Origin of the sequence: Paracoccus onubensis (assembly GCF_003591515.1) — a bacterium.
Classification (GTDB): Bacteria; Pseudomonadota; Alphaproteobacteria; order Rhodobacterales; family Rhodobacteraceae; genus Paracoccus; species Paracoccus onubensis.
In genome coordinates this window covers 232,338-254,255 of the sequence record NZ_QZCG01000004.1, presented here as the reverse complement: position 1 = coordinate 254,255, position 21,918 = coordinate 232,338, and the positions used below count along the sequence as shown (strand labels likewise).

19 protein-coding genes are annotated in these 21,918 nt (G+C 60.2%); 7 read left to right on the top strand and 12 right to left on the bottom strand.

Annotated features, from left to right (window positions below):
- Nucleotides 1-14: 14 nt before the first annotated feature.
- Entirely contained in the window at nucleotides 15-1,619 is a 1,605-nt protein-coding gene (locus D3P04_RS07785) for a peptide ABC transporter substrate-binding protein (protein ID WP_119747542.1), read from the bottom strand.
- A 126-nt stretch (nucleotides 1,620-1,745) separates the two neighbouring features.
- Here D3P04_RS07785 and cobU point away from each other — a divergent pair, with 126 nt between their 5' ends.
- The 5 genes from cobU to D3P04_RS07760 all read left to right on the top strand — a co-directional run bounded on the left by cobU (nucleotide 1,746) and on the right by D3P04_RS07760 (nucleotide 6,561).
- Entirely contained in the window at nucleotides 1,746-2,276 is a 531-nt protein-coding gene (cobU, locus tag D3P04_RS07780) for a bifunctional adenosylcobinamide kinase/adenosylcobinamide-phosphate guanylyltransferase (protein WP_119747540.1), read from the top strand.
- A complete protein-coding gene (gene cobT / locus D3P04_RS07775; protein ID WP_119747538.1) occupies nucleotides 2,263-3,216 on the top strand; it encodes a nicotinate-nucleotide--dimethylbenzimidazole phosphoribosyltransferase in 954 nt (317 codons plus the stop codon). Before cobU ends, cobT begins: the two co-directional genes overlap by 14 nt.
- Complete coding sequence (gene cobS, locus D3P04_RS07770) at nucleotides 3,209-3,922, top strand: adenosylcobinamide-GDP ribazoletransferase (RefSeq protein WP_232844925.1); 714 nt, start codon at nucleotides 3,209-3,211, stop codon at nucleotides 3,920-3,922. Before cobT ends, cobS begins: the two co-directional genes overlap by 8 nt.
- A gap of 129 nt (nucleotides 3,923-4,051) precedes the next feature.
- Nucleotides 4,052-4,693: a TRAP transporter small permease subunit gene (locus D3P04_RS07765; protein WP_119747534.1), complete on the top strand. Its 642-nt coding sequence runs from the start codon at nucleotides 4,052-4,054 to the stop codon at nucleotides 4,691-4,693.
- Complete coding sequence (locus tag D3P04_RS07760; protein WP_119747532.1) at nucleotides 4,690-6,561, top strand: TRAP transporter large permease; 1,872 nt, start codon at nucleotides 4,690-4,692, stop codon at nucleotides 6,559-6,561. Before D3P04_RS07765 ends, D3P04_RS07760 begins: the two co-directional genes overlap by 4 nt.
- A 166-nt stretch (nucleotides 6,562-6,727) precedes the next feature.
- Here D3P04_RS07760 and D3P04_RS07755 read toward each other — a convergent pair whose 3' ends face one another.
- A complete protein-coding gene (locus D3P04_RS07755; RefSeq protein ID WP_119747530.1) occupies nucleotides 6,728-7,558 on the bottom strand; it encodes a phosphogluconate dehydrogenase C-terminal domain-containing protein in 831 nt (276 codons plus the stop codon).
- A gap of 98 nt (nucleotides 7,559-7,656) precedes the next feature.
- Here D3P04_RS07755 and D3P04_RS07750 point away from each other — a divergent pair, with 98 nt between their 5' ends.
- Nucleotides 7,657-9,018 carry a four-carbon acid sugar kinase family protein gene (locus tag D3P04_RS07750; protein ID WP_119747528.1) on the top strand — a complete coding sequence of 454 codons (1,362 nt, stop codon included), beginning with the start codon at nucleotides 7,657-7,659 and terminating at the stop codon, nucleotides 9,016-9,018.
- Nucleotides 9,019-9,086: 68 nt separating this feature from the next.
- On the opposite strand, the gene nanR is transcribed toward D3P04_RS07750, so the two are convergent.
- The 7 genes from nanR to D3P04_RS07715 form a co-directional block, all read right to left on the bottom strand.
- Nucleotides 9,087-9,806: a transcriptional regulator NanR gene (gene nanR / locus D3P04_RS07745; protein ID WP_119747526.1), complete on the bottom strand. Its 720-nt coding sequence runs from the start codon at nucleotides 9,804-9,806 to the stop codon at nucleotides 9,087-9,089.
- Nucleotides 9,807-9,838: 32 nt separating this feature from the next.
- Nucleotides 9,839-11,590: a hypothetical protein gene (locus D3P04_RS07740; RefSeq protein ID WP_119747524.1), complete on the bottom strand. Its 1,752-nt coding sequence runs from the start codon at nucleotides 11,588-11,590 to the stop codon at nucleotides 9,839-9,841.
- Nucleotides 11,587-12,609 (bottom strand): Gfo/Idh/MocA family protein, encoded by a 1,023-nt coding sequence (locus D3P04_RS07735; RefSeq protein ID WP_119747522.1) that lies wholly within the window; start codon nucleotides 12,607-12,609, stop codon nucleotides 11,587-11,589. The genes D3P04_RS07740 and D3P04_RS07735 overlap by 4 nt, the downstream gene beginning before the upstream one ends.
- Before the next feature lie 14 nt (nucleotides 12,610-12,623).
- Entirely contained in the window at nucleotides 12,624-13,691 is a 1,068-nt protein-coding gene (locus D3P04_RS07730) for an ABC transporter permease (RefSeq protein ID WP_119747521.1), read from the bottom strand.
- A complete protein-coding gene (locus D3P04_RS07725) occupies nucleotides 13,688-15,256 on the bottom strand; it encodes a sugar ABC transporter ATP-binding protein (RefSeq protein ID WP_119747520.1) in 1,569 nt (522 codons plus the stop codon). Before D3P04_RS07725 ends, D3P04_RS07730 begins: the two co-directional genes overlap by 4 nt.
- Nucleotide 15,257: 1 nt before the next feature.
- Nucleotides 15,258-15,902: a DUF2291 family protein gene (locus D3P04_RS07720; RefSeq protein WP_119747519.1), complete on the bottom strand. Its 645-nt coding sequence runs from the start codon at nucleotides 15,900-15,902 to the stop codon at nucleotides 15,258-15,260.
- Nucleotides 15,903-15,974: 72 nt separating this feature from the next.
- Nucleotides 15,975-16,922: a D-ribose ABC transporter substrate-binding protein gene (locus tag D3P04_RS07715; RefSeq protein ID WP_119747518.1), complete on the bottom strand. Its 948-nt coding sequence runs from the start codon at nucleotides 16,920-16,922 to the stop codon at nucleotides 15,975-15,977.
- A 133-nt stretch (nucleotides 16,923-17,055) separates the two neighbouring features.
- On the opposite strand from D3P04_RS07715, the gene oiaX reads away from it, so the two are divergent.
- Entirely contained in the window at nucleotides 17,056-18,315 is a 1,260-nt protein-coding gene (gene oiaX / locus D3P04_RS07710; RefSeq protein WP_119747517.1) for a 3-oxo-isoapionate-4-phosphate decarboxylase OiaX, read from the top strand.
- Between the two features lie 130 nt (nucleotides 18,316-18,445).
- Here the strand turns inward: oiaX and D3P04_RS07705 are convergent, their stop codons facing one another.
- From D3P04_RS07705 to D3P04_RS07695, 3 genes are all read right to left on the bottom strand, one after another.
- A complete protein-coding gene (locus tag D3P04_RS07705; RefSeq protein ID WP_119747516.1) occupies nucleotides 18,446-19,129 on the bottom strand; it encodes a ZinT family metal-binding protein in 684 nt (227 codons plus the stop codon).
- Between the two features lie 251 nt (nucleotides 19,130-19,380).
- On the bottom strand, nucleotides 19,381-21,183 hold the full coding sequence (locus D3P04_RS07700; protein ID WP_119747515.1) for an ABC transporter transmembrane domain-containing protein: 1,803 nt from the start codon (nucleotides 21,181-21,183) through the stop codon (nucleotides 19,381-19,383).
- A gap of 70 nt (nucleotides 21,184-21,253) precedes the next feature.
- Nucleotides 21,254-21,886 carry a 5'-methylthioadenosine/S-adenosylhomocysteine nucleosidase gene (locus D3P04_RS07695; protein ID WP_119747513.1) on the bottom strand — a complete coding sequence of 211 codons (633 nt, stop codon included), beginning with the start codon at nucleotides 21,884-21,886 and terminating at the stop codon, nucleotides 21,254-21,256.
- Nucleotides 21,887-21,918 lie beyond the last annotated feature (32 nt).

Genomic DNA, 21,918 nt, shown 5'->3' with positions numbered 1-21,918 from the left:
TTCTTCGGATGCGATTACTCGGCCACGCGATACAGGTTCTTGGCGTACCAGTCGCCCATCACGTTATCCAGCGGAACACCACGCAGATCGGGCTTGATCATGTTCGGCTGTGCATAGTGATAGACCGGGGCCAAAGCCATGTCGCCGATCAGAAGCTGTTCCATCTTCTTGTAATTCTCGGCCGGGTTTTCCTCGGTGGCGGCATCTGCCAGCAACTGGTCGTATTCCTCGTTCGACCACATGCCGTTATTGTCGCCATCGGTCCGGAACCAGTCGAGGAAGGTCGAGGCTTCGTTGTAATCCGCGCACCATGCATAGCGCTGAACCTCGAAATCCTGATTGTTGCCCTTGTCGACAAATACTTTCCATTCGTAGTTTTCCAGCGTCAGTTCCACGCCGATGGCTTTCCAGAACTGCTGCACCGCGATGGCGATCTTCTTGTGATCCTCTGACGTGTTATACATCAGCTTGAGTTTCAGCGGGTTGTCGGGACCGTAACCTGCCTCGGTCAGCAATTCCCGGGCTTTCTCCATCCGTTCGGGCTGCGTCCAGTTCGCCATTTCGATCTCGGGCTCTTCGAAACCCTCCATCGCCCAATGGGTCCAGTAATAGGCCGGCTTCTGTCCGCCCTGAAGTACCTTGTCCACGATGATATCGCGGTCGATCGCATAGGATAATGCTTGCCGCACGCGCAGATCCTTCAAGGCTTCGGGGCCTTTTTCCGAAAGATTGAAGACGTAACCATAGGAGCAAGCCCAGGGGACCGAGATCGCCTCGTCCGGAAATTCCTCCTTGAGCTTGGGATATTGCCCGGCGGGGATCAGGTTGAACCAGTCGATCTCTCCCGCCTGATAGCGGGTCAGCGCGATGTTCTGATCGTTCACGGTGATGAAGTTCACCTCATCGATGATCGTGTTTTCGGCATCGTAATACTGATCGTTCTTGACCGCCGTGGCCTTGACGCCAAGATCGTGGCTTTTCAGTACATAGGCGCCATTGCCGACCAGATTACCGGGTTGCGTCCATTGCTGACCATGTTCCTCGATCACTTTCTGCGGGGCGGGGTAGGTCGTGGCATGATCCAGTGTTTTCAGGAAATACGGCGTGGGCTTTGACAGCTTGACCTCAAGCGTCTTGTCGTCAATTGCCGTTACGCCCAGTTCTTCCGGCGATGCCTCGCCCTTCACCACTGCGGTTGCGTTCTCGAGATTCATCAATTCCACGAACCACGCATATTCCGAAGCTGTCTCGGGATCCGCGGCGCGGCGCCACGCATAGACGAAATCGCCTGCGGTGACCGGGTCGCCATTCGACCATTTCGCATCGCGCAGATGGAAGGTATAGGTCAGCTTATCGTCGCTGATATCGTGGCTTTCGGCCATGCCCGGGACCATCGCCCCGGTGTCATCCTGTGTCATCAGCCCTTCGAAAAGCTGCCGGATCATGTCCGAATCGGTGCGCGACTCGGTCAGTTGCGGGTCCAATGTCTTGATCGCATCGAGAATCCAGAAGCTCAGGCTTTGATCCTCGGCCAGTTTTTCTCCTTCGGCGGGCTGGGCGGCATAGACAGGCAAGGATAACACAGCCACGAGTGCCGTTGTTGCTAAGAACTTGGTCATGGGGTTCCTCCATGTTGATTATCGGCGCTTCTGCGCCTTGATGAACCCAATGCTAAAACATCGGTTCGCGCGGTAAAGCCGATTTGTCGCTTTCCTATCAAAGGCGATTGTGGAAAAGAGAACCGGATGACGGCATTCAGGCATATCACGCTGGTTACCGGCGGTGCACGATCGGGCAAATCTGCATTGGCCGAACGGTTGGTCGCGCGCCATGATCTGCCCCGCATCTATATCGCCACGGCACAAGGGGGCGATGATGAGATGAAAGAAAGAATCAAGCAGCATCAACTGCGTCGCGGGGAAACCTGGAATTTGATCGAAGAGCCGATCGCACTTGCCGGAGCGTTGCGCAAGACCGACGGTCAGGGTGTCCGGCTTGTCGATTGCCTGACCTTGTGGCTTGCGAATTGTCTGGACAGCGCGGATATGCAGGAACTGATAATAACCTTACGTCAACAAGCCTCGCCGGTGGTGCTGGTAACGAATGAACTGGGGCAAGGGATCGTCCCCGCGAATGTGACGGCACGGCGATTCCGCGATCTTCATGGCTGGATGAATCAGGCCGTGGCCGAGGTCGCGGACGAGGTCTGGATGGCGGTCAGCGGCCAGCCTCTCATGCTGAAACCCGGGCGGGAGGATATCGATGAGAACCTTTGACGAAGCGGTGGCGACTGCCGCGCTGGCGCGTCAGAACAATCTGACCAAACCTCCGGGTTCTCTGGGCAGGCTTGAAGAACTGGCCGTGTTCATGGCTGGCTGGCAAGGGCGGGAACGCCCCCGGATCGATCGGGCGCAGGCCATTGTGTTTGCGGGCAATCACGGCATCGTCGCGCAGGGTGTGAACCCGTTCCCGGCCGAGGTAACGGCGCTGATGGTTCAGAATTTCCGCGCTGGTGGGGCGGCGATAAACCAGCTTTGTCGCGTGGCGGGGGCGGAACTGGTGGTTTTGCCACTGGAGCTGGAACGTCCGACCCGTGATTTCACCCAAGGTCCCGCGATGGATCTGTCCGAGGTCGAAGAGGCGATGGCGGCGGGGGCGGGCGCGGTCGATCCGGATGCGGATGTGCTTCTGCTGGGTGAGATGGGGATCGGCAATTCCACCGTTGCAGCAGCACTTGCCGCCTGGATTTTCGGAGGAGGCGCGGAAGACTGGGTCGGACCGGGAACCGGCGCCGGGGGCGAGGTTCTGGCCAGGAAACAACAGGCGGTCGAAGCGGGGCTGGCGCTGCATCGCCCGGCCACTGCGCGCGAGGCTCTGTCGGCCTTTGGCGGGCGCGAGCAGGCGGCCATCTGCGGTGCCGTGCTGCGCGCGCACGAACTGGGGTTGCCGGTGCTGCTGGACGGGTTCATCTGCACGGCTGCGGCCTCGGTTCTGACGCGCGACGATCCGGATGCGCTGCGCCATTGCCTGATCGGACATGAAAGCGCCGAACCCGGGCATCACCGCCTGATCGAGGCACTGGGGATGAAGCCGGTATTGTCGCTGGACATGCGCTTGGGCGAGGGGTCGGGGGCTGCGGTGGCGTTGATGTTGCTGCGGGCTGCCATCGAGTGCCACAATGGCATGGCAACATTCGCGGAGGCCGGCATTGGCTAGGTGGCATCAATTCGTTCTGGCGCTGGTCTTCCTGACACGTCTGCCTCTGGAGCGTCTGCTGCCCCGGCATATCCTGTCACTGGCGAAAAGCAGCTGGGCATTTCCGTTGGTCGGGGCCATTGTCGGCGCGATCGCGTCGCTGACCTTTCTGTTGCCGGGTCCGTCGCTGCTGCATGCCGCGCTTGCGCTGGCGCTGGCGGTCTGGCTTACCGGGGCGCTACACGAGGACGGACTTGCCGATTTCGCGGATGGCGCGGGCGGTCGCGACCGCGAAGACCGGCTAAGGATCATGCGCGATTCGGCGATCGGCAGTTACGGTGTGATCGCATTGATCCTGACCAGCCTGATCCGGGTGGCGGCGATTACTGCGCTGGGGCCGTGGCATCTGATTGCCGCCGCCGCCTGCGGCCGTACGGCGATCATTCTGGTCCTGGGCGGGCTTTTGCCTGCCCGTCCGGATGGGTTGGGTCATGCCGCCGGCACGCCCGGCGCGCGCAATGTCGGCATGGTTTCGGTCATTGCGCTTCTGTTTTTGCTGCTGGCCGGAGACGGCGCGATATTTGCCCTGATCGCCGGTTTGCTGGCAATGGCGGTGACGATCCGTCAGGCCCGGGTCTGGCTGGGCGGGCATACCGGAGACGTGTTGGGCGCGGCGTCAGTCCTGACCGAGACCGCGGTTCTTGCCGCTTTTGCGCTCTGGATCTGAGAGTTCAGGACGGTTCAGAGATTTTCTTGACGCCTGCATATGCTTAACGCATACCCCCTGCACCATTCATAAGAGCCGGAAAACCGGTGGACCCGCAACTGGCGGGCAAGACATAAAAGGGGGGAACCGATGGGCGGGCTACTTATTTTGTCGCGCGGCATCGACCGCGTGAACAGCCTGATTGGGCGCGCTGCGTCATGGCTGATCCTGATCGCCATATTCGTTAGCGCGGTAAATGCGGTGATCCGCAAGGTTTTCAATGAATCATCAAACGCCTGGCTGGAGCTGCAATGGTATCTTTACGGTGCCGCGTTTCTGCTGGCAGCGGCCTATACCCTGATGGAGAACGAGCATATCCGCATCGATATCCTGTATGGAGGCCGCTCGCGGCGCACCCAGCACTGGATCGATCTGATCGGGCATGTGTTCTTCCTGATGCCGCTGGTGATTCTCACGCTTTGGCTGGCATGGCCGTGGCTGATTATCAGTTATGATCGGCACGAGATGTCGATGAATGCGGGCGGTCTGGTTCGCTGGCCGGCAAAAGCGATGCTTGTCGCGGGATTCGTGCTGCTGTTCTTCCAGGGGATATCCGAAATCATCAAGAAAATCGCGGTGATGCGTGGATTGATCAAGGATGATCACATGCCCACCGGGCATCAGGTGCCGCTGGATGTGGATCCGGAACTGCTGGCGCAGGCGGGGCTGGGTCCCGAAGCCGACAAGAAGGACGACGTGACCAGCAAATCGGGCGAGGAGACACGCAAATGATGGAACTCATCGCCCAGAACATGGCGCCGATCATGTTCGTTTCGCTGATCATCTTCCTGCTGCTGGGATATCCGGTGGCGTTTTCGCTGGCCGCGAACGGCCTGTTGTTCTTCATCATCGGGGTAGAACTCGCACCACTGTCCGGAGGCAATATCTATCTGGACTGGCCGCTTCTCCGCGCCTTGCCAGACCGGTTCTTCAACGGGGTGGTCTCGAATGAGACGTTATTGGCGGTGCCATTCTTCACCTTTATGGGGATCGTGCTTGAGAAATCCGGCATGGCCGAAGATTTGCTTGATACGATCGGCCAGCTTTTCGGGCCAATCCGGGGCGGGCTGGCATATGCGGTGGTCATCGTCGGTGCGCTTCTCGCCGCGACGACCGGCGTCGTAGCGGCATCGGTCATCGCTATGGGGCTGATTTCCCTGCCGATCATGCTGCGCTACGGCTATGATCGCCGGCTCGCGACCGGCACTATCGCGGCTTCGGGTACTTTGGCGCAGATCATTCCGCCCAGCCTCGTGCTGATCGTGCTGGCCGATCAGCTGGGCCGCTCGGTTGGGGATATGTATAAGGGGGCGCTGATTCCCGGGCTGGTGCTGACCGGGATCTATCTGCTCTATATCTTCGTGATGTCGATCATCCGGCCGAAATCTCTGCCCGCATTGCCGATAGAGGCAAGAACATTGGGTTCGGGGGTAACTTCTCTTTTCGTTGCGCTGGCGGCGGGCGTGGCGATTTTCTACCTGGTGCTGAAATGGCTTTACCCGACTCATGGGAACAACGCCGATATTCTGGCGGCCGCGGTGGCAGTGATCGCCATCTATCTTGTCGCGGTGCTGGACAGGATGCTGAAAATCGGCGTGATGTCGCGTCTGGCTCAGCAGGTGGTCATCGTGCTGATCCCGCCGCTGGCACTGATCTTTCTTGTGCTTGGCACGATCTTCTTGGGTATCGCCACCCCGACCGAGGGCGGCGCCATGGGCGCGGTCGGGGCGCTGGTGCTTGCGGCAGGCAAGGGACGGCTGAACCTTCAGGTAATCAGTCAGGCGCTTTCCGCGACAACCCGGCTCTCGGCCTTTGTGATGTTCATCCTGATCGGAGCAAGGGTGTTTTCGCTTACCTTCTACGGTGTGAATGGCCATTTGTGGGTCGAGCATCTGCTGACCTCGTTGCCGGGGGGTGAATACGGCTTCCTGATCGCCGTCTCGCTATTGGTGTTCTTCCTTGCCTTCTTCCTCGATTTCTTCGAACTGGCTTTCATCATCGTGCCGTTGCTTGCGCCGGCGGCGGAAAGTCTTGGCATCGATCTGATCTGGTTCGGGGTGATCCTGGGTGTGAACATGCAGACCAGTTTCATGCATCCTCCGTTCGGGTTTGCGCTTTTCTACCTGCGTTCTGTTGCGCCGCGGGAATCCTATATCGACAGGATCACCGGGCGCTCGATTGCGCCGGTCAAGACCAGCCAGATCTATTGGGGCGCGGTGCCCTTCGTTGGCATCCAGATCCTGATGATCGCAATTGTGATCAGCTTCCCGCAACTGGTGATGCATTACAAAGGCGCGCCGATCGATCCTGCGAGTATCACCTATGAGGTTCCCTCCGGCGGAATGAGTCTTGGTAGTGGAAGCGGCTTTGGTGAGCTTGGAGGGCTGGGTGGTTCTCCCTACGGTCAGCCCGGCGGTGACGCGCCAGCAGAGGCGGCCCCGGGTGATTCCGGCGGTTCGGGCGCGCTGGACGGCCCTCCGGATTTCGGCGCATCGGCAGTTGACGGGCCGGAACCGGACGCTGCCGAGGAGCAGCCCGCCGGTGATCCGGGTGGCGGATTGAGTCTGGACGGCCCGCCGCCGGGGCTTGGCGGAAACTGAAGCGTCTTGGGTTTGACACGAGATATCGACAGAGAGGCCGGGCAATCTGCCCGGCCTTTTTTTAGAATTTATCCAGCTTCGTCGTGGGCGTGGTTTCGAATGGACCAGTCTTTAAACGTGACAGTCCGGTATTTTCCTACATAGTGGGCTGCGCAACCAAGCCCTGTCAGGTGATCCGCCGGATGCTGTCGGCGATTTCGTCCCATTCGAAGACCCGTTTCCAGTCGTCGCGCATCAGTACCGGCTTACCGAATTCGATGGCCTTGTTGCAGGCGTCGGAAAAGGCGCCCTCGCGCTCTTCGAAGATCACGGCGCCCAGGATGTTCATATGTCCAAGCAGGAAATCCCGCGCGCATTCCTTGCTGACGCCGCTGCGGCGGACACATTCATCCATTGCTTCCCGCATCACGCTGAGAAGCGAGGCGCAAACGGTCTCGGACAGGCCCGGCTCCAGCATCGCCATCTGTTTGACGGTGACTTCATATGTCCGGGCAACGGGGGCATAGATGGCGCGGGCGATCCGCTCGCCCAGTTCGTAATGCTCACGCGGACCCTGCATCAATGCGTTTACGACGCCTTGTTTTGCCGCGATTCCGCCGAAATGGTCGCGGCGGCCCTCTGCGGTGGTTTCGTCGTTGAAGATCGGCGGGTGGCAGGGATGGGTGACGAAATAGGTGATATCGTCACGTTCCGGCAAATGCCCCGCGAAAGGGGCCGCAGCATCGAGAATGACGATCATGGTGCCGGGCGCGACTGCCGGGACGACCGTGGAAGCGACCTTGCCAATTACCGTGTCCGGCACCGCAAGGATCACCACATCGGCCCCATCAAGCGCCTGATCCTGATCGATGCAGTCAAATCCCAGTGCGTCCTTCAGCCGGGAGCGGCCATTTTCGCTTGGCTCGACATGGCGAACCTGAAAACCGGTTTTCGCCAGATTGGCGGAAAGGCGCAGGCCCATTTTGCCACCCGCTCCGAACAACGCGATATTTGTCATCTGATCTCGATCCTTTCGGGAAATAGCCGCTTGCTTAACTGGTATGATAAGATGATAATGATATGAATATGTCAAGGGCTTCGAGGGAAGGAGACAGGATGACCGGCTCGCAAGCGCCTTGGGTGACGTGGTTTGGTGACGATTTCACCGGTTCGGCGGCGGTGATGGAGGTTCTGGCCTTCGCGGGGCTGCCTTCGGTCCTGTTCACGGATATTCCGTCATCGGGGACGCTGGCGCGATTTGCGGATTGCCGTGGGATCGGTATCGCCTCGACGGCCCGCAGTCACGGCCCCGGCTGGATGGAGGCAAATCTTCCCGCGCCGCTGCGTTTCCTGCATGGGCTGGGAGCGCCGATCCTGCATTACAAGATCTGCTCGACCCTCGATTCAGCGCCGGAGACCGGCTCGATCGGGAAGGCGATCGAAATCGGACTTGGCATCCGGCAGGCGGCTGCGGTGCCATTACTGACCGCCGCGCCCGCGATACGCCGCTATCAGGCTTTCGGGAACCTGTTCGCAGCCACGCTGGACGCTGTTCACCGGCTGGACCGTCACCCGGTCATGGCACATCATCCGGTTACGCCAATGGCGGAAGCGGATCTGTTGCAGCATCTTTCGGCCCAGACCGATCTGCGGGGCGGGCTGATCGATCTTGAAGCACTGAATGGCGATCCGCAAACCTGTCTGATACGCCTTGTCAAAGAAGGCGCCCGGATCCTGTCGCTGGACAATATGGACGTCGTGTCCGAATTGGCAGCGGGCAAGCTGATCTGGGAAAACCGCGATATGCTAAGCTTCGTCGCGGGCAGCCAGGGCGTCGAATACGCGCTTGTGCGGCACTGGCAGGAATGCGGAATGCTGCCGCCGCCGCCCAAGGCACAGGGTGCGGGTCGCGCGGATCGGATCGTTGCCGTTTCCGGTTCTGTCTCGCCCGTCACGGCGCGTCAACTGAACTGGGCCGGCCGGCATGGTTTTACACTTCTGGCTTTCGACGCCTCTGCCGCATGTGCGGATCCTCATCTGCTTGCGGCCGAAGAGGCGCGGCTGATCGAAGCCGCCGTTGAGGCAGCCGAACACGGCGCCAGCCCATTGGTTCATTCGGCGTCGGGGCATGATGGGCCTGAAATAGAGCGATTTCGCGCGGCATTGATCCGGGGAGGGATTGATCCCGAGACCGCCAACCGCCGGATTGGCGAGGCATTGGGGCGCATCCTCGATGCGGTTCTGCAAAGGACGGGCATTCGTCGCGCGGTCATTTCTGGCGGCGATACCTCGGGGCATGGGATGCGGCAACTGCGGCTGTCGGCATTGGTGGCCAAGGCGCCGACCATACCGGGCGCGGCGCTTTGCACGGCCTATGGCGATGGTCCGCATGACGGGCTCGAGATCGCATTGAAAGGCGGCCAAATGGGATCAGAGGATTATTTCGGCTGGATCCGCGATGGGGGAGGGGAAAGATAATTCTCTGCCGGAAGTCTGCTGACCTGACCTTGCCGCCATGAGAGCTGTCAGAACTTGAGAGCAAGCCGTCATTCATGCGGCTCGAATGCCACCCGGGCGCGTTCCAGATGGCGGCGCATCTCGTTAATAGCGGCGTCGAGATCGCGGGCCTCGATGTGATCGACGATCTTGGCATGTTCCAGCAGGGTGATCTCTTCGCTGTCCGAGCGATGCAGCAGGCTGACGTGATATTCGAACAACCAGCCCAGCATCGCATCCGAAACGGAAAGGATGATCGGGTTGTCGCAAAGCGAGGCAAGCTTGCGGTGAAAGGCCATGTCGATCGAGATGAAGGCCGTGGGATTGCCCAGCTCGCCCCGCTGCCGCTCGACCAGTTCCCGGAGACTGGCGATGTCGGCCGCCGTCGCCTTTTCGACCGCGACGCGCACCATGCCCAGTTCGAACATCTGCCGCGCATGTTTGAGATGATCCAGATTGCCGGGTGCCGAGCTCAGCACCAGCCGGGCAAGCTCATCCGACTGATGCAGGACCGTAGCGGGATTGATCTCGTTCACGCGGGATCTTTCGCCGTGATTGATGGTGATCAGCCCGCTGTTATGCAATGACTGCAAGGCTTCGCGCACCGCAGGCCGTCCCACCCCGAAACGGTCCATCAGGGCGCGCTCGGACGGCATGAAATCGCCCGGTTTCAACTCGTGGCTGCGGATCATGTCATGCAGGCGCTCAAGCACCTGATCGGACAGCTTTCGCCGGACAATCTTGTCGTCGTTGGGCGCTGTCCTTGTCATCGCTTTCCTCCTGCCATTCCGCTTGCGACAGGTTAGCCGCCTTCGCGCTGCTTCACAATTCCCGCAGCTTCCCAGCCGAAGGCGTCAAGCCCGTCATTTTCATGCGCCGTCAGATTGGCGCGAAGCTGGTGGTCCCCGACTTCCAGTGTGGCCACGCCATTCCTGATCCGGGCGGATCTGACGGGTTTTCCCGTCAAAGCGGCAAGCTGTCTCAGCACCCTCACGATAGGCCATGACCCGGATATGCCGCGTGCTCCCAGTACCGCCGCCGGGGTCCAGACCGCGATGTCATGAGGTGCAAGCGCGGTGGCCAGCCCCAATGCATAGGCTGCCCCGAATGCGCCGCGATGGCGTGGATCGTCATCCGTCATGCAGATCCGGGCATGACCGGGATTCGGGATCGTGCGTGAGCCATAGGGGTTCTGACGCATGGCGATCGTCGCCGGACCGATACGGTATTCCTGGCCTGCCGCGATTGCCCGGGCAGAGGCCGCGATATGAGGAACGGCTTCCAGCGTTTCCATGACCGACAGATCATCCGCCGCGTGAACGATGGGGCAAAGGCCATGCATGATGAAATCAAGTAACTCGACCGGAGGCCTTTTACGGTTCAACTCGGGAAAGAAGCTTGCCATGCCTCCGCCACGCGCGAGTTCGGGAAAGGCACGAGCGGCGGCCGCGTGGATTTCTGCCAGTGGCGGGCATTCCGGCCATTCAGATCCCGGCGGCGTCGATTGCCGGTCGACCGAGGGACAGACAAAGACTGACGCCGGCGTGAAACCGGATTGTGACATGGCGCGGCCATGATCCGTCAGTTCGGTTTCCGGTGTTTCCGCACCGCCGAACCGGCAGATCAGTTCAAGATCAAAGGACAGGTCGGGCAATTCCGACTGCAGCGCCGCGAAAGCCGCAAATTGCGGGGCGACCTGACCCGCTGCCGCATCGACATGACATAACAATGCCTGCGGACCGACGGACTCGACAGCCGCGATTACCTGACCCTTCAGCAGGGCGTCACCGGCAGAAAGCGCCAGCGCCATCCGGGGAAAGTGCGGTCCGGCGGGCAAAGCGGGCCACTCGGCAGGTTTCGCGAAACCAGTCTTGTGCCAACGGATGTCCACCGTTTGCCGCAGCTTTTCACCGTCTTTCAGCAGATAGGGCCAGGGCAGGGCCAGCGGGCGGTTATAGGTCTTGAAAGAGGCATCGCCCCATTGCCGCTGATCCTCCATCTCGAAGATATCGCCGGAAAATGCGCATCTGACCGCCAGCCCGTTCGCCCGATGCTCTAACGCGGCGATATCCATGAAGGGCTGCCAGGGCTCGATCAGCAGCGGAAAATTGCCCGCCTCCTGCCTGCCATCCGAATGGGTCACGATTGCCGGAGCGCCTGCGACGCCATCGATGGGATGCAGAAGCGTAAAGCCCGCGCGATTGGTCTCGAAATCACCCTTGGCTTCGCCTTCGGCGGTCACGGTCAGACCCGTGCTCGTAATGCGGGCGGTTACGGTGATGACCAGTTGCGATGTCCCATTACGAAAGCGCATCGGTTGGGTCAGGCGCAGATCGTCTCCGCGCGTCTGGATGATTTCACCCAGTTCCGGTTGGATCGTCCCCCAGTCCCGGTCGCGGACCAGAAAAGCGACGCTACGTATCGCCTCGACGCCATTGACGCGGATGTGTCTGAAAGCCCCCGACTGGAAGCCCAGACTGACGCCGCCATATGTAATGGTTTCGTAATCGTCGGGCGGCTGTTCGGTGCCGTAGAGTTGCGCCGATCCGATCATGGCGCTTCGGGCCGGATACTGCGCCCTTCGGCGGCAGAGCGATAGGCCGCTTCGACAAGGGCGAAAGTTCCAAGATTGTCGCGCCCCGAGGTTTCGGGCTGTTTCCCATCCCGCAGGCAGGCAATGAAATCCCGCTGAATGATAGCGACGCTTTCCTGAATATTGTGCCAGGGCTTCTCGGTCCAGGGGAGCAGCGGAGGGCTGACATCGCGGGTCTCGCTACGGTCGCCGTTCTGGATCGTCAGCCGATAGCCTGTATCCAGTCTTAAGCTGCCCTCGGTTCCATCGATCTCGATCAGCGTTTCGGGGAAGGTTTCGGGCTCCCGTTTCGTCGCATAGGAGCAGTCCACAACCGAGGTCACGCCGCTTTTGTGCCGCAGAAGCATGGTGGCGACATCCTCGCCGTTTATATCCGGATTGATGCGGCGGGTTTCGGCGGTGATCCGTTCGGCATCCCCGAACAACGCACGCGCGATATCGAGGATATGGATGCCCAGATCCTCAATGATGAACCTTTCGCCCTCTGCCAGATAGGGTTGTCCCGAGAACACGTCATAACCCGAACGAAAGGAAATCCGCCCGAAGAAGGGCGAGCCGATTTCACCCCCGCGCAATGCGTCGATCACCTTGCGGATCGGGGATTGCCAGCGGAAATTTTCATGCACCATCATGATCCTGCCAGCGCGTTCCACGGCCTCGACCATGTGGCGGGCGTCAATCAGCGTTGGCGCGACGGGTTTCTGACAGATGACGTGCTTGCCTGCCGCCGCCGCCATCTCGACCAATGCACGGTGGGAGGGAACGGTCGTCGCGATATCGGCTACGTCGAATCCACCCTCGGCGAACATTTCGGCGGCATCGGTATAACGGCGAGCAATGCCGAAACGGTCGCCGGCAACGTTCAGCCGGCTTTCATCGCGGTCGCAAAGCGTCACGACCTCGGCTCCCTCGATCCCGGCCCATGCGTGCAACTGGTTGCCTGCGAAGAATCCGCAACCGATTACGGCAATTTTGATCATCCGGCCTCTCCGTCCTATTTCCCAAGCACCGCCTGAGCCTGCAATGCGGCCCGTGCCTCGACGCGCTGCTGCGCCTGATCGATGACGACGGCGGCGATGATGACGATCCCCTTGATGACCGTCTGCCAGAAGGCAGAAACCCCCATCATCACCAGCCCGTCGGACAGGACTCCGATCACGAAGGCCCCGATGATCGTGCCACCGATCCGGCCCCTGCCGCCCGACATCGAGGTGCCGCCTAGCACTGCCGCCGCGATCGCGTTCAGTTCGAACGTATCGCCCGTGGCCGGATGTGCCGCCACAAGCTGCGAGGCGATGATGATCCCGACAAGCGCGGCGCAGAAGCCCGAGAACATATAGACGAAAAACTTGATCCGGGTCACGCGTACGCCCGACAGTCCGGCGGCCTTTTCATTCCCGCCCACGGCATAGATATACCGGCCCAAAGGCGTACGCCGCGCGATATAGGCCGCCGCGACCCCTACAATCACCAGCATCCAGATCGAGACCGGGATTCCAAGGATGTTGCCGGTACCGATCCAGCGGAACGTGTCCGAGCCGTATTCCGGATTGCCGCCGAGATTGGGGAAGGTGCGCCCGTCCGAGGACAGCATGGCCGCGCCGCGCGCGATATATAATGTCCCCAGCGTGGCGATGAAGGGCGCGACATTCAGCTTGGTGATCAGAAAGCCGTTCAATGCCCCGATCGCGACTCCGACCGTGACGACGATCAGGCAGATCTCGAATGTGTTGAACTGAATCGACCAGCCGAAACCCGGATTGATGCCGTGAAGCACCAGCCAGCCTGCAACCATCCCGCATAGCCCCACGATCGATCCGACCGACAGGTCAATGCCCCCTGATACGATGACGAATGTCATGCCTATGGCCAGAAAGGCGTTCAGGGCGACATGTTTCGACATGATGACCAGATTTGCCGCCGACAGGAAATTCGGCGCGAAGACGGAAAAGAACAGCAGCACAAGGATCAGGGCGATAAAGGTTCGCGCCTTCAGCAATAGCAACAGCGCGCTGCCTGAAGCTGCCTGTCCTGCGGAAGTTGGTATGGTTGAATCACTCATCCTGTAGCGTCCTTGGGTTCAGGATCCGCAGGAGCGTCGGGCACGTGGCCTTTGGCCGACGCTTCGACCAATGCGGTTTCGGTTGCGGTGCCATGGGTGAATTCCCCGCTGATACGCCCGTTCGACATGACGATGATCCGATCGGACAACGACATGACCTCTTCAAGATCCGAGGTGACGAAGATGATGCCCAATCCTTCCGCGGCCAGTTTGCGCATGACGCGGAAGACCTCGGCCTTGGCGCCGATATCGATCCCGCGCGAGGGTTCGTCCATCAGCAGGATCTTCGGTTGGGTCATCAGGGCCTTGGAAATCACCACCTTCTGCTGATTTCCTCCGGAAAGCGAAGAAACCTCGTATTCCGGTGAGGCGACCTTGACCGTCATGCGATGGATGAAGTCTCGCACCGTCTCGGCTTCGCGCTTCAGCGACAGATGAACGCCCCGTGTCAGGGTTTTCAGACTGGACAGGGTCATATTCTCGCGGATCGACAGGATCTGAATCAGCCCGTCGGATTTTCGATCCTCGGGGATCAGGGCGATGCCTTTGGCGATGCGCCCGGCGACCGTCCGCGATGTCAGGCGTTGGCCATTCACAAAAAGATCGCCCCGGTAATCACGCCTGTCGCCGATGATGCATTCCAGCAATTCCGAGCGACCCGCGCCCATCAGGCCATAGATGCCCAGTATTTCGCCCGCCCGCAGCGAGAATGACACATCCTGTACATCGAAACCGCCATGGCGGTTTGGTGCGGTGATTTGCTCGGCGCGGAAAATCTCGGGGCCGTATTCATGATGAATCTCTTTGGCGAAATCCTTCGACGCCTGGCCGATCATATGCCGGACGATCCAGGGGATATCGACGCCTTCCATCGATTGCGCGCCGGTGATGACGCCGTCGCGCAGCACCGTGATGTAATCGCCCACCCGGATCAGCTCTTCCAACCGGTGCGAGATATAGACGATGCCGACGCCGGAGCCGCGCAGGTCATCGATCACCCGGAACAGGATCTCCACCTCTGCCGCTGACAGGGCCGAGGTCGGCTCGTCAAGGATCAGGATGCGGGCATCCTGCGCAAGGCTTTTGGCGATCTCGACGATCTGCTGCTGCCCGACCTTGAGATCTCCGACAAGGATATCGGGATCGATATCATGCTCCAGCCGTTTCATCAGGGCACGGGTCATGTCGCGTTGCGCGGCCATGTCGATATCGATTCCCAGCCGGGTCTTTTCGCGGGAGATGAAGATGTTCTCTGCGACGGTCATGTTGGGAAACAGGTTCAGTTCCTGAAACACGATCCCGATCCCATGCCGCGCGGCATCCTCGGTCGAGCGGAACTGAACCTCTTGTCCGTCGAGGATCAGCTTGCCGCTGGTCAGTTGCTCGACGCCCGCGATGACTTTCATCATCGTGGATTTGCCGGCGCCGTTCTCTCCCACAAGCACATTGACCGCGCCCATATGCAGGTCGAAATCCACATCCTTCAGTGCAACGGTGCCGGGATAGACCTTGCTGCCGCCTCGGATCGACAGGCCGATGGGGTGGATCTTCTCGGGCTGCCTCATCTCAGCCTCCGATCTCCAGCATGACGGGCACGAGTTCGATCATGGCCGGGTCGCGCAGGGTAAAGACGCCTTCGAAACGCAGATCCTGGCCGATGACATCGCCTTCCGGTTTGGGAGTGCTGGCATGCGCCATGCCGTTCAAGGCAGTTGCCAGCTTGGCGAATTCGATCTGATCGCGGAAATCGGTGAAATCGATAAAGGGCATCGCATCGCGCAGGGCCGTACCGCGAATGACCGGGCCAAGCTGCACGGTGACGTCCGCCGCGCCGTCTCCTGTCGTATCGACGCCCAGCTTGGCGGCCCGGCTGTCCAGTTTGGCCTCGATGATCTTTCCCTGCCCCGAGACGGCGAAGTTCCACGGATTCGCCTCGCCCTTTGGACGCAGCCCGAATTTTTCGCCCGCCGCATCGGTATTTTCGGCCAGAGCCGCCCGCAACTCGTCCAGAGGAACAAGGTTTTCCTGAATGACTGGTAGCACTCTGGCTTCCCAGTTCTCCTGCGCGAATGCCTCCATCCGTGCTTCGTCCGTTTGGCCGACGCTGGCAGAGCCGATCTCTGTCGGATCGGGATCGGGAACGATCTTGCAGCCTGTCACAGCTATCGCTGCTACCAGACAGAATGCGGAAAGGTGAAAGACGTCGCGCATCGGGCGTTACATCCTATTCGGGATCGGCATGTTGGGCGGCGCGCCTTGTCCTGCAGGCGCGCCGTGACGGGATCATTCGCTTAAAGCGAATGTTTCCAGCTTGTCGGCATTGGTTTCGTCGATCAGCACGCAATCCATGAGCTGCTTTTCATCCTGCCCGGTCGAACCGCTGGTCAGGTATTGATCGGCCTGCTCGACCGCAAGCTGCGCCTGCCGATAGGCCGGCTGCAGCACCGTCGCCTTGATCCCGCCCGCCTTGATCGAGTCGCGCACATCGTTCGAGCCGTCGAACCCCACGACAATGACATCGGTGCGCCCTGCTGCTTCAAGCGCGGCCCATGCGCCCATCGCCATCGTGTCATTGCCCGAGATGACGCCCTTGATATCGGGATTGGCCTGAAGGATCGATTCCATCTTGCCGTAAGCCTCGGTCTGCGACCAGTTGGCGGATTGCTGGGCAACCATGTTCAGGTCGGGATATTGGTCGATGACATCGTGATAACCCGAGGACCGGATCCCGGCATTGGTATCCGACTCGCGGCCCAGAAGTTCCACGTAATTACCCTCTTCGCCCATCAGCTCAACGAATTTTTCGGCCCCGAGCTGGGCGCCCTGATAATTGTTCGAGACGATCTGGCTGACGGCGATGCCGCTTTCCTTGATCTCGCGGTCGATCAGGAATGACGGGATGCCCGCATCCTTGGCCCGCTGGACCGGCGCGACCGTGGCGTCGGCACCGGCATTGTCCAGTATGATCGCGTTTGCCCCGCGGGCGATTGCCGTATCATACATCTCGGATTGCTTGTTCGGATCGTCGTCATGAACAAGTACAAGTGTTTCATAGCCCAATTCCTGCGCCCGCTTTTCCGCGCCCACGGCCTCGGCCTTGAAGAACGGATTGTCGTGGCTGGGCGTGATGATCGCGATCAGGCCCTTGTCCTGCGCATGAGCCGCAAAGCTCACCGACAGGGCCGTAGCCATGGCAAGCGATGAAACGAAAATTCGACGTGTGATGGTCATGGACCTTTAACCTCCCTGAACTCAGCCGACCGGTCTTGGCCGCTCCCCGCTGATATGCGTAGCCTGTGATATCATAATTTTGTTGTCAACAGGTATAATGAGTATTACATGATATAAGGCAAGGGAGATATTCATGGCCGCAGACCTGATCCGCGTGACTTACCGCATCGAATGCGAAGGTGATGTGGCGCAGATGGCGTCAAGGATCGCATCGGATCAATCGACCGGCACGTTCACGGAATTGCCCGGCGAAACCGACGATATCCGCCGCCGCTGCGCCGCACGGGTCGAATCGGTCATTGCCTTGCCGCCAGCGGATCACCCGTCATTTCCGCATTCCGGCACGGGCGGGCCAGTCAACCGGGGCGATGCGGTGATCGCCTATCCGCTTGACGCTATAGGAACCGATTTCGCGGCTTTGATGACGATCACCGTCGGCGGCGTGTTCGCGATCCGGGGATTGACGGGAATCAGGGTGATGGATTTCGACCTTCCCGAAGCCTTCGCCAGCCATCCGGGTCCACAATTCGGCATCGACGGTTCGCGCCGCCTGACCGGTGTCGCGCAAGGGCCGATCATCGCCTCGATCATAAAGCCTTCGCTTGGTCTTGCGCCGGATGAGACGGCACATCTTGTCGCGGAACTATGCGAGGCGGGCGTCGATTTCATCAAGGACGACGAGAAACTGATGAGCCCGGCATATTCACCCTTGTCCGCGCGGGTCGCCGCGATCATGCCCGTGATCCGCGATCACGAGCAGCGGACGGGCAAGCGGGTCATGTATGCTTTCGGGATTTCCTCGGCGGATCCCGACAGGATGATGCGGAATCATGATCTTGTTGCGGATGCGGGTGGTAATGCGGCTGTCGTGAATATCAATTCGATCGGCATCGGCGGCATGAGTTTTCTGCGTAAACGTTCGCGTCTCTGCCTGCATGCGCATCGCAATGGCTGGGATATCCTGACCCGACATCCCGGCCTTGGAATGGAATTCCGCGCCTATCAGAAAATCTGGCGGCTGCTTGGTGTGGACCAGTTCCAGATCAACGGAATTCGCGCCAAATACTGGGAGCCGGATGACAGTTTCGTCCGGTCGTTCCATGATTGCATGACACCGATCTTTTCACCGGCGGACCGCCCTCTGCCGGTCGTTTGTTCCGGGCAATGGGGCGGGCAGGCGGTCGAAACCTATCAGCGGACCGGCCGCACCCTGGACCTGATGTATCTTGGCGGGGGTGGCATTCACGGCCATCCCATGGGTCCGGCGGCAGGCGTACGCGCGATCCGGCAGGCATGGGTTGCGGCAGAACAGGGCACGACACTTGAGACAGCGGCGAAAACCCAGCCCGAACTTGCCGCCTCGCTGGCAAAATTCGGGGGCGATGCCGCCTAAAGCGTATCGTGCCCGATCGCCTTCATCTCCCTTCTTCTTTGCCCAAATACCTCGGGGGTCCGGGGGCAGCGCCCCCGGCCTGTTGGTTCACCACCGCTTCAAGAGACCTGTCGGTATCCATGGCTGCGGATCAATGCGCGATCATCTCATGCGCGATCTGTTCGGCATTCAGTCCCGACGGGTAATAGGTTGGCCAGTTGACCACCTCTTCAAGCAACGCCGCACGGTCGTCTCCCCAATAGAGATGGAAGTGATCCGCAGGGGCGGGGGCGATGCGATGATCGCTGAACTGGATGAACTGAGGCGCTTCTTCATCCCCTTTGGTCTTCCTGAAGATAAAACGCACGCCGCGATTGCCCTTTTCGTAGGTCAGGACCTCGTAGCCGTCGCTTTCATAATTCCCGCCGAAATTATCGTCGCCATTGTGGAAGGTGACATTGTCCCCGTCAATGACAAGGCGATCCATGTCGGTCTTGTAGCCGGTTTCGTAGTAGGCGTGGTATTCCTCGGCGGTCTGATCGCCATGCTCTGCCTTGTGAGCCATGACCTCATCCAGACTGCCGTCCCGGAGCAGGGGATAAACCGACTGCCAGTCGCCTTCCCAATCGGAAAGATCCCGATCGGCGATCTGATCGTCGTCGAAATAGCCATTATAGATGGCATCGTCGTCCCCATGAGAATGATCATGCTGATGCGCGTGATCATGGCCCGCGGATTTATCGCCGCCTTGTTCCGCATGCGCCGTTGTCGCCGCAAGAACAAGCACGAGTCCCGCTATGAGATTATTGATATTCCTGAGGATATCCATTTGCATTCTGTAGGGCCTTTCCTGCTTTTCAGTATCGAGCAACGCAACTGCCATCAGCCTCTGTCAGCCGATAATTTTGTTACGTTATATCGTATCGATTTATATGACCAAACCGCCGATATTTGGCAACAGACAAGTTCAGTACCCGGCCAGGAACGGCTCAAGGCTCAACAGATGCGGAGGATCTGAAAGCATGATCGAATGAGCACATCCGATCAAAACCCTTGTCGATTAGGTCAATGACCAGCCCGCTATCATCAAAGCGCTTCGGGCGCCGGTGCAAGCGGACCATCGGTGAATTGCATCCGCGCAAGCCGTGCATATAAACCATCTTCGCGAACCAGATCTTCGTGGCAGCCCTGTGCGACAATGCGTCCCTGGTCAAAAACCACGATCCGGTCGGCCTTTTTGACGGTCGCAAGGCGATGGGCGATGACCAAGGTCGTGCGTCCTTCCGACAGGCGGGTGACGGCGGCCTGAACAAGGGCTTCGGACTCGGCATCCAGCGCGCTTGTCGCCTCGTCCAGCAGCAGCACCGGAGCGTCGCGCAGAATGGCGCGGGCGATGGCGATACGCTGGCGCTGCCCGCCCGATAGCATCACGCCGCGCTCGCCCAGCGGCGTGTCATAGCCCCGGGGCAGAGCCGCGATGAATTCATGGGCATGTGCCGCGCGGGCAGCCCGTTCTATCTGCGCATCACTCGCCTCGGGATCGCCCAGCGCGATATTTTCGCGTGCCGATGCGGCAAAGATCGCCGGATCCTGGGGAACAAGCGCCATTGCCCTTCGGAAATCGTCACGCCGCATCTCGCGCAGGTCGATACCGTCCAGCGTTACCCGGCCCGTCATCGGATCCCAGAACCGCTGAAGCAATTGGATAACGGTGGTTTTCCCCGCGCCCGAAGGGCCGACCAGTGCAATCGTCTCTCCGGGCTGAATGGTCAGGCTGACATCTTCAAGGGCCGATATATCGGGACGGGTCGGGTAATGAAACACGACCTCTTCCAGCGTGATCCGGCCCTGAACCGGGCGGGGCAGAGCGACGGGATCGGCTGGGTCGGCAAGGTTATCGCTGGCTGTGAGCAATTCCGCCAGACGCTCGGTTGCGCCTGCCGCCCGCTGCAACTCGCCCCAGATTTCAGACAGGGCGCCGGTCGAACTGGCGACGAGAATTGCATAGATCACGAACTGTACCAACTGCCCGGCGGTCATCGCTCCTTCGCGAACATCCCGCGCTCCGATCCACAACACGCCGATAACTCCGGCGAAGATCAGGAAGATCACGATCGCGGTCATCAAGGCGCGGGTCCGGATCCGGATCAGGGCAACGTCATAGGATTGTTCGGTGACATCGGCAAAACGTGCGGCGGCCCGTGCCTCGTTCGTATAGGATTGCACTGTCTGCGCGGCCAGCAGACTTTCCGATGCCGCACCGGAACTGGAGGCGATCCAGTCCTGATTGCTGCGTGACAATTGGCGCAGCCTTCGGCCAAGGGTAACGATGGGCAGGATGATCACCGGCACGATCAGCAGCACCAGCCCGGTCAGTTTGGCCGAGGTCAGGGCCAGCATCGCAAGCCCCCCCGCGAGGATCAGCATATTGCGCAACGCGATCGAAAGGGACGAGCCGATCACGGACTGGATCAGTGTCGTGTCGGTGGTGATGCGCGACAGGATCTCCCCGGTCATGATCCGCTCGAAGAAGCCGGGGCTAAGGGTGATGACGCGGCTGAACACCGCCTTGCGGATATCGGCGACGACACGTTCGCCCAGCCGGGTGACGAAATAGTAGCGGGCGGCGGTCCCCACCGCCAGAAGCGCCACGATGGCAAGGGCGGCGGCAAAATACTGGTCCAGCAGCCCGGCGCCGTCATCGAACCCGTCGACGACCCGGCGCACGGCCACGGGCAGGATCAGGCTGATGCCCGCGGTCAGAACCAGTGCGATCAGTGCCAGAAACCCCTGTTGCCGATAGGGGCGGACAAAGGGCCACAACGCACGCAGCGCGCCGACCTTTTTGCTGGTTGGTCGATCCTCGGTGATGCTGTTGCCGCGCGCCATGTCTGCCTGTCTTTAAAATTGATCCGACAGCCGGTTTAGGCGTAGCGGCGCGCGAGGTCCAGCGGAAGGACTAAAGGACAAGACTTCCGTCTGCCAATGCGGCTTCAAGCAGGTCCACCGACGCGGCGAGCTTTTCATCTATCACATGCAGATATTGCGTCCAGCCTGACAGTCCGCGCAGCGCCTCATCACCGTCCGAGATGCCGCGCAGACCGATCAGCGGAATGCCGAAATGCTGGGCGCTGCGCAGAATGGCGAATGTCTCCATATCCACCATATCCTCGGCAATGTCCTGATATGCCGCGCCGCTGACGACGCTTGCACCGGTTGCGAGTGTGGCGGCAGGCAGTCCGGGGATGCGATAGGGCAGGTCCACGAGGGCGGGCAGGTCGAGAAGCGGGGTCCGTCCGCGCTCGAACCCAAGGGCGGAGGCGTCCATATCGCGATAGGCCACGGCACTGACCTGATAGATCTCGGCTTGTGCCAGCCGGTTTGATCCCGCGGAGCCCAGCGAGATGATCAACCGGGGTTTCTCTGGCATTCCCGCCAGCGCCGCCATCAGTTGCACGGCGGATTCGACCGGACCGATACCGGTCATCAGCGGAGTGATCCGCTTGCGCAGATGCGGGCCGTATTCCGGCTCGGCTGCCATGACGAACAATACGGGCTGACCGGCGATCCGGTCGGGATGAAACTCTGGCATCTGGTTCTCCTTCGAGTGCCGGAAGTTGCATG

Bases quoted from the DNA above. Each gene is read 5' to 3' on its own strand.
- D3P04_RS07735 (WP_119747522.1), bottom strand. From the start codon at position 12,609: ATGATCAAAATTGCCGTAATCGGTTGCGGATTCTTCGCAGGCAACCAG.
- D3P04_RS07755 (WP_119747530.1), bottom strand. From the start codon at position 7,558: ATGACAAATATCGCGTTGTTCGGAGCGGGTGGCAAAATGGGCCTGCGC.
- oiaX (WP_119747517.1), top strand. From the start codon at position 17,056: ATGGCCGCAGACCTGATCCGCGTGACTTACCGCATCGAATGCGAAGGT.
- cobT (WP_119747538.1), top strand. From the start codon at position 2,263: ATGAGAACCTTTGACGAAGCGGTGGCGACTGCCGCGCTGGCGCGTCAG.
- D3P04_RS07720 (WP_119747519.1), bottom strand. From the start codon at position 15,902: ATGCGCGACGTCTTTCACCTTTCCGCATTCTGTCTGGTAGCAGCGATA.
- D3P04_RS07695 (WP_119747513.1), bottom strand. From the start codon at position 21,886: ATGCCAGAGTTTCATCCCGACCGGATCGCCGGTCAGCCCGTATTGTTC.
- D3P04_RS07715 (WP_119747518.1), bottom strand. From the start codon at position 16,922: ATGACCATCACACGTCGAATTTTCGTTTCATCGCTTGCCATGGCTACG.
- D3P04_RS07750 (WP_119747528.1), top strand. From the start codon at position 7,657: ATGACCGGCTCGCAAGCGCCTTGGGTGACGTGGTTTGGTGACGATTTC.
- D3P04_RS07725 (WP_119747520.1), bottom strand. From the start codon at position 15,256: ATGAGGCAGCCCGAGAAGATCCACCCCATCGGCCTGTCGATCCGAGGC.
- D3P04_RS07785 (WP_119747542.1), bottom strand. From the start codon at position 1,619: ATGACCAAGTTCTTAGCAACAACGGCACTCGTGGCTGTGTTATCCTTG.
- D3P04_RS07765 (WP_119747534.1), top strand. From the start codon at position 4,052: ATGGGCGGGCTACTTATTTTGTCGCGCGGCATCGACCGCGTGAACAGC.
- D3P04_RS07730 (WP_119747521.1), bottom strand. From the start codon at position 13,691: ATGAGTGATTCAACCATACCAACTTCCGCAGGACAGGCAGCTTCAGGC.
- D3P04_RS07700 (WP_119747515.1), bottom strand. From the start codon at position 21,183: ATGGCGCGCGGCAACAGCATCACCGAGGATCGACCAACCAGCAAAAAG.
- D3P04_RS07760 (WP_119747532.1), top strand. From the start codon at position 4,690: ATGATGGAACTCATCGCCCAGAACATGGCGCCGATCATGTTCGTTTCG.
- cobU (WP_119747540.1), top strand. From the start codon at position 1,746: ATGACGGCATTCAGGCATATCACGCTGGTTACCGGCGGTGCACGATCG.
- D3P04_RS07740 (WP_119747524.1), bottom strand. From the start codon at position 11,590: ATGATCGGATCGGCGCAACTCTACGGCACCGAACAGCCGCCCGACGAT.
- nanR (WP_119747526.1), bottom strand. From the start codon at position 9,806: ATGACAAGGACAGCGCCCAACGACGACAAGATTGTCCGGCGAAAGCTG.
- D3P04_RS07705 (WP_119747516.1), bottom strand. From the start codon at position 19,129: ATGCAAATGGATATCCTCAGGAATATCAATAATCTCATAGCGGGACTC.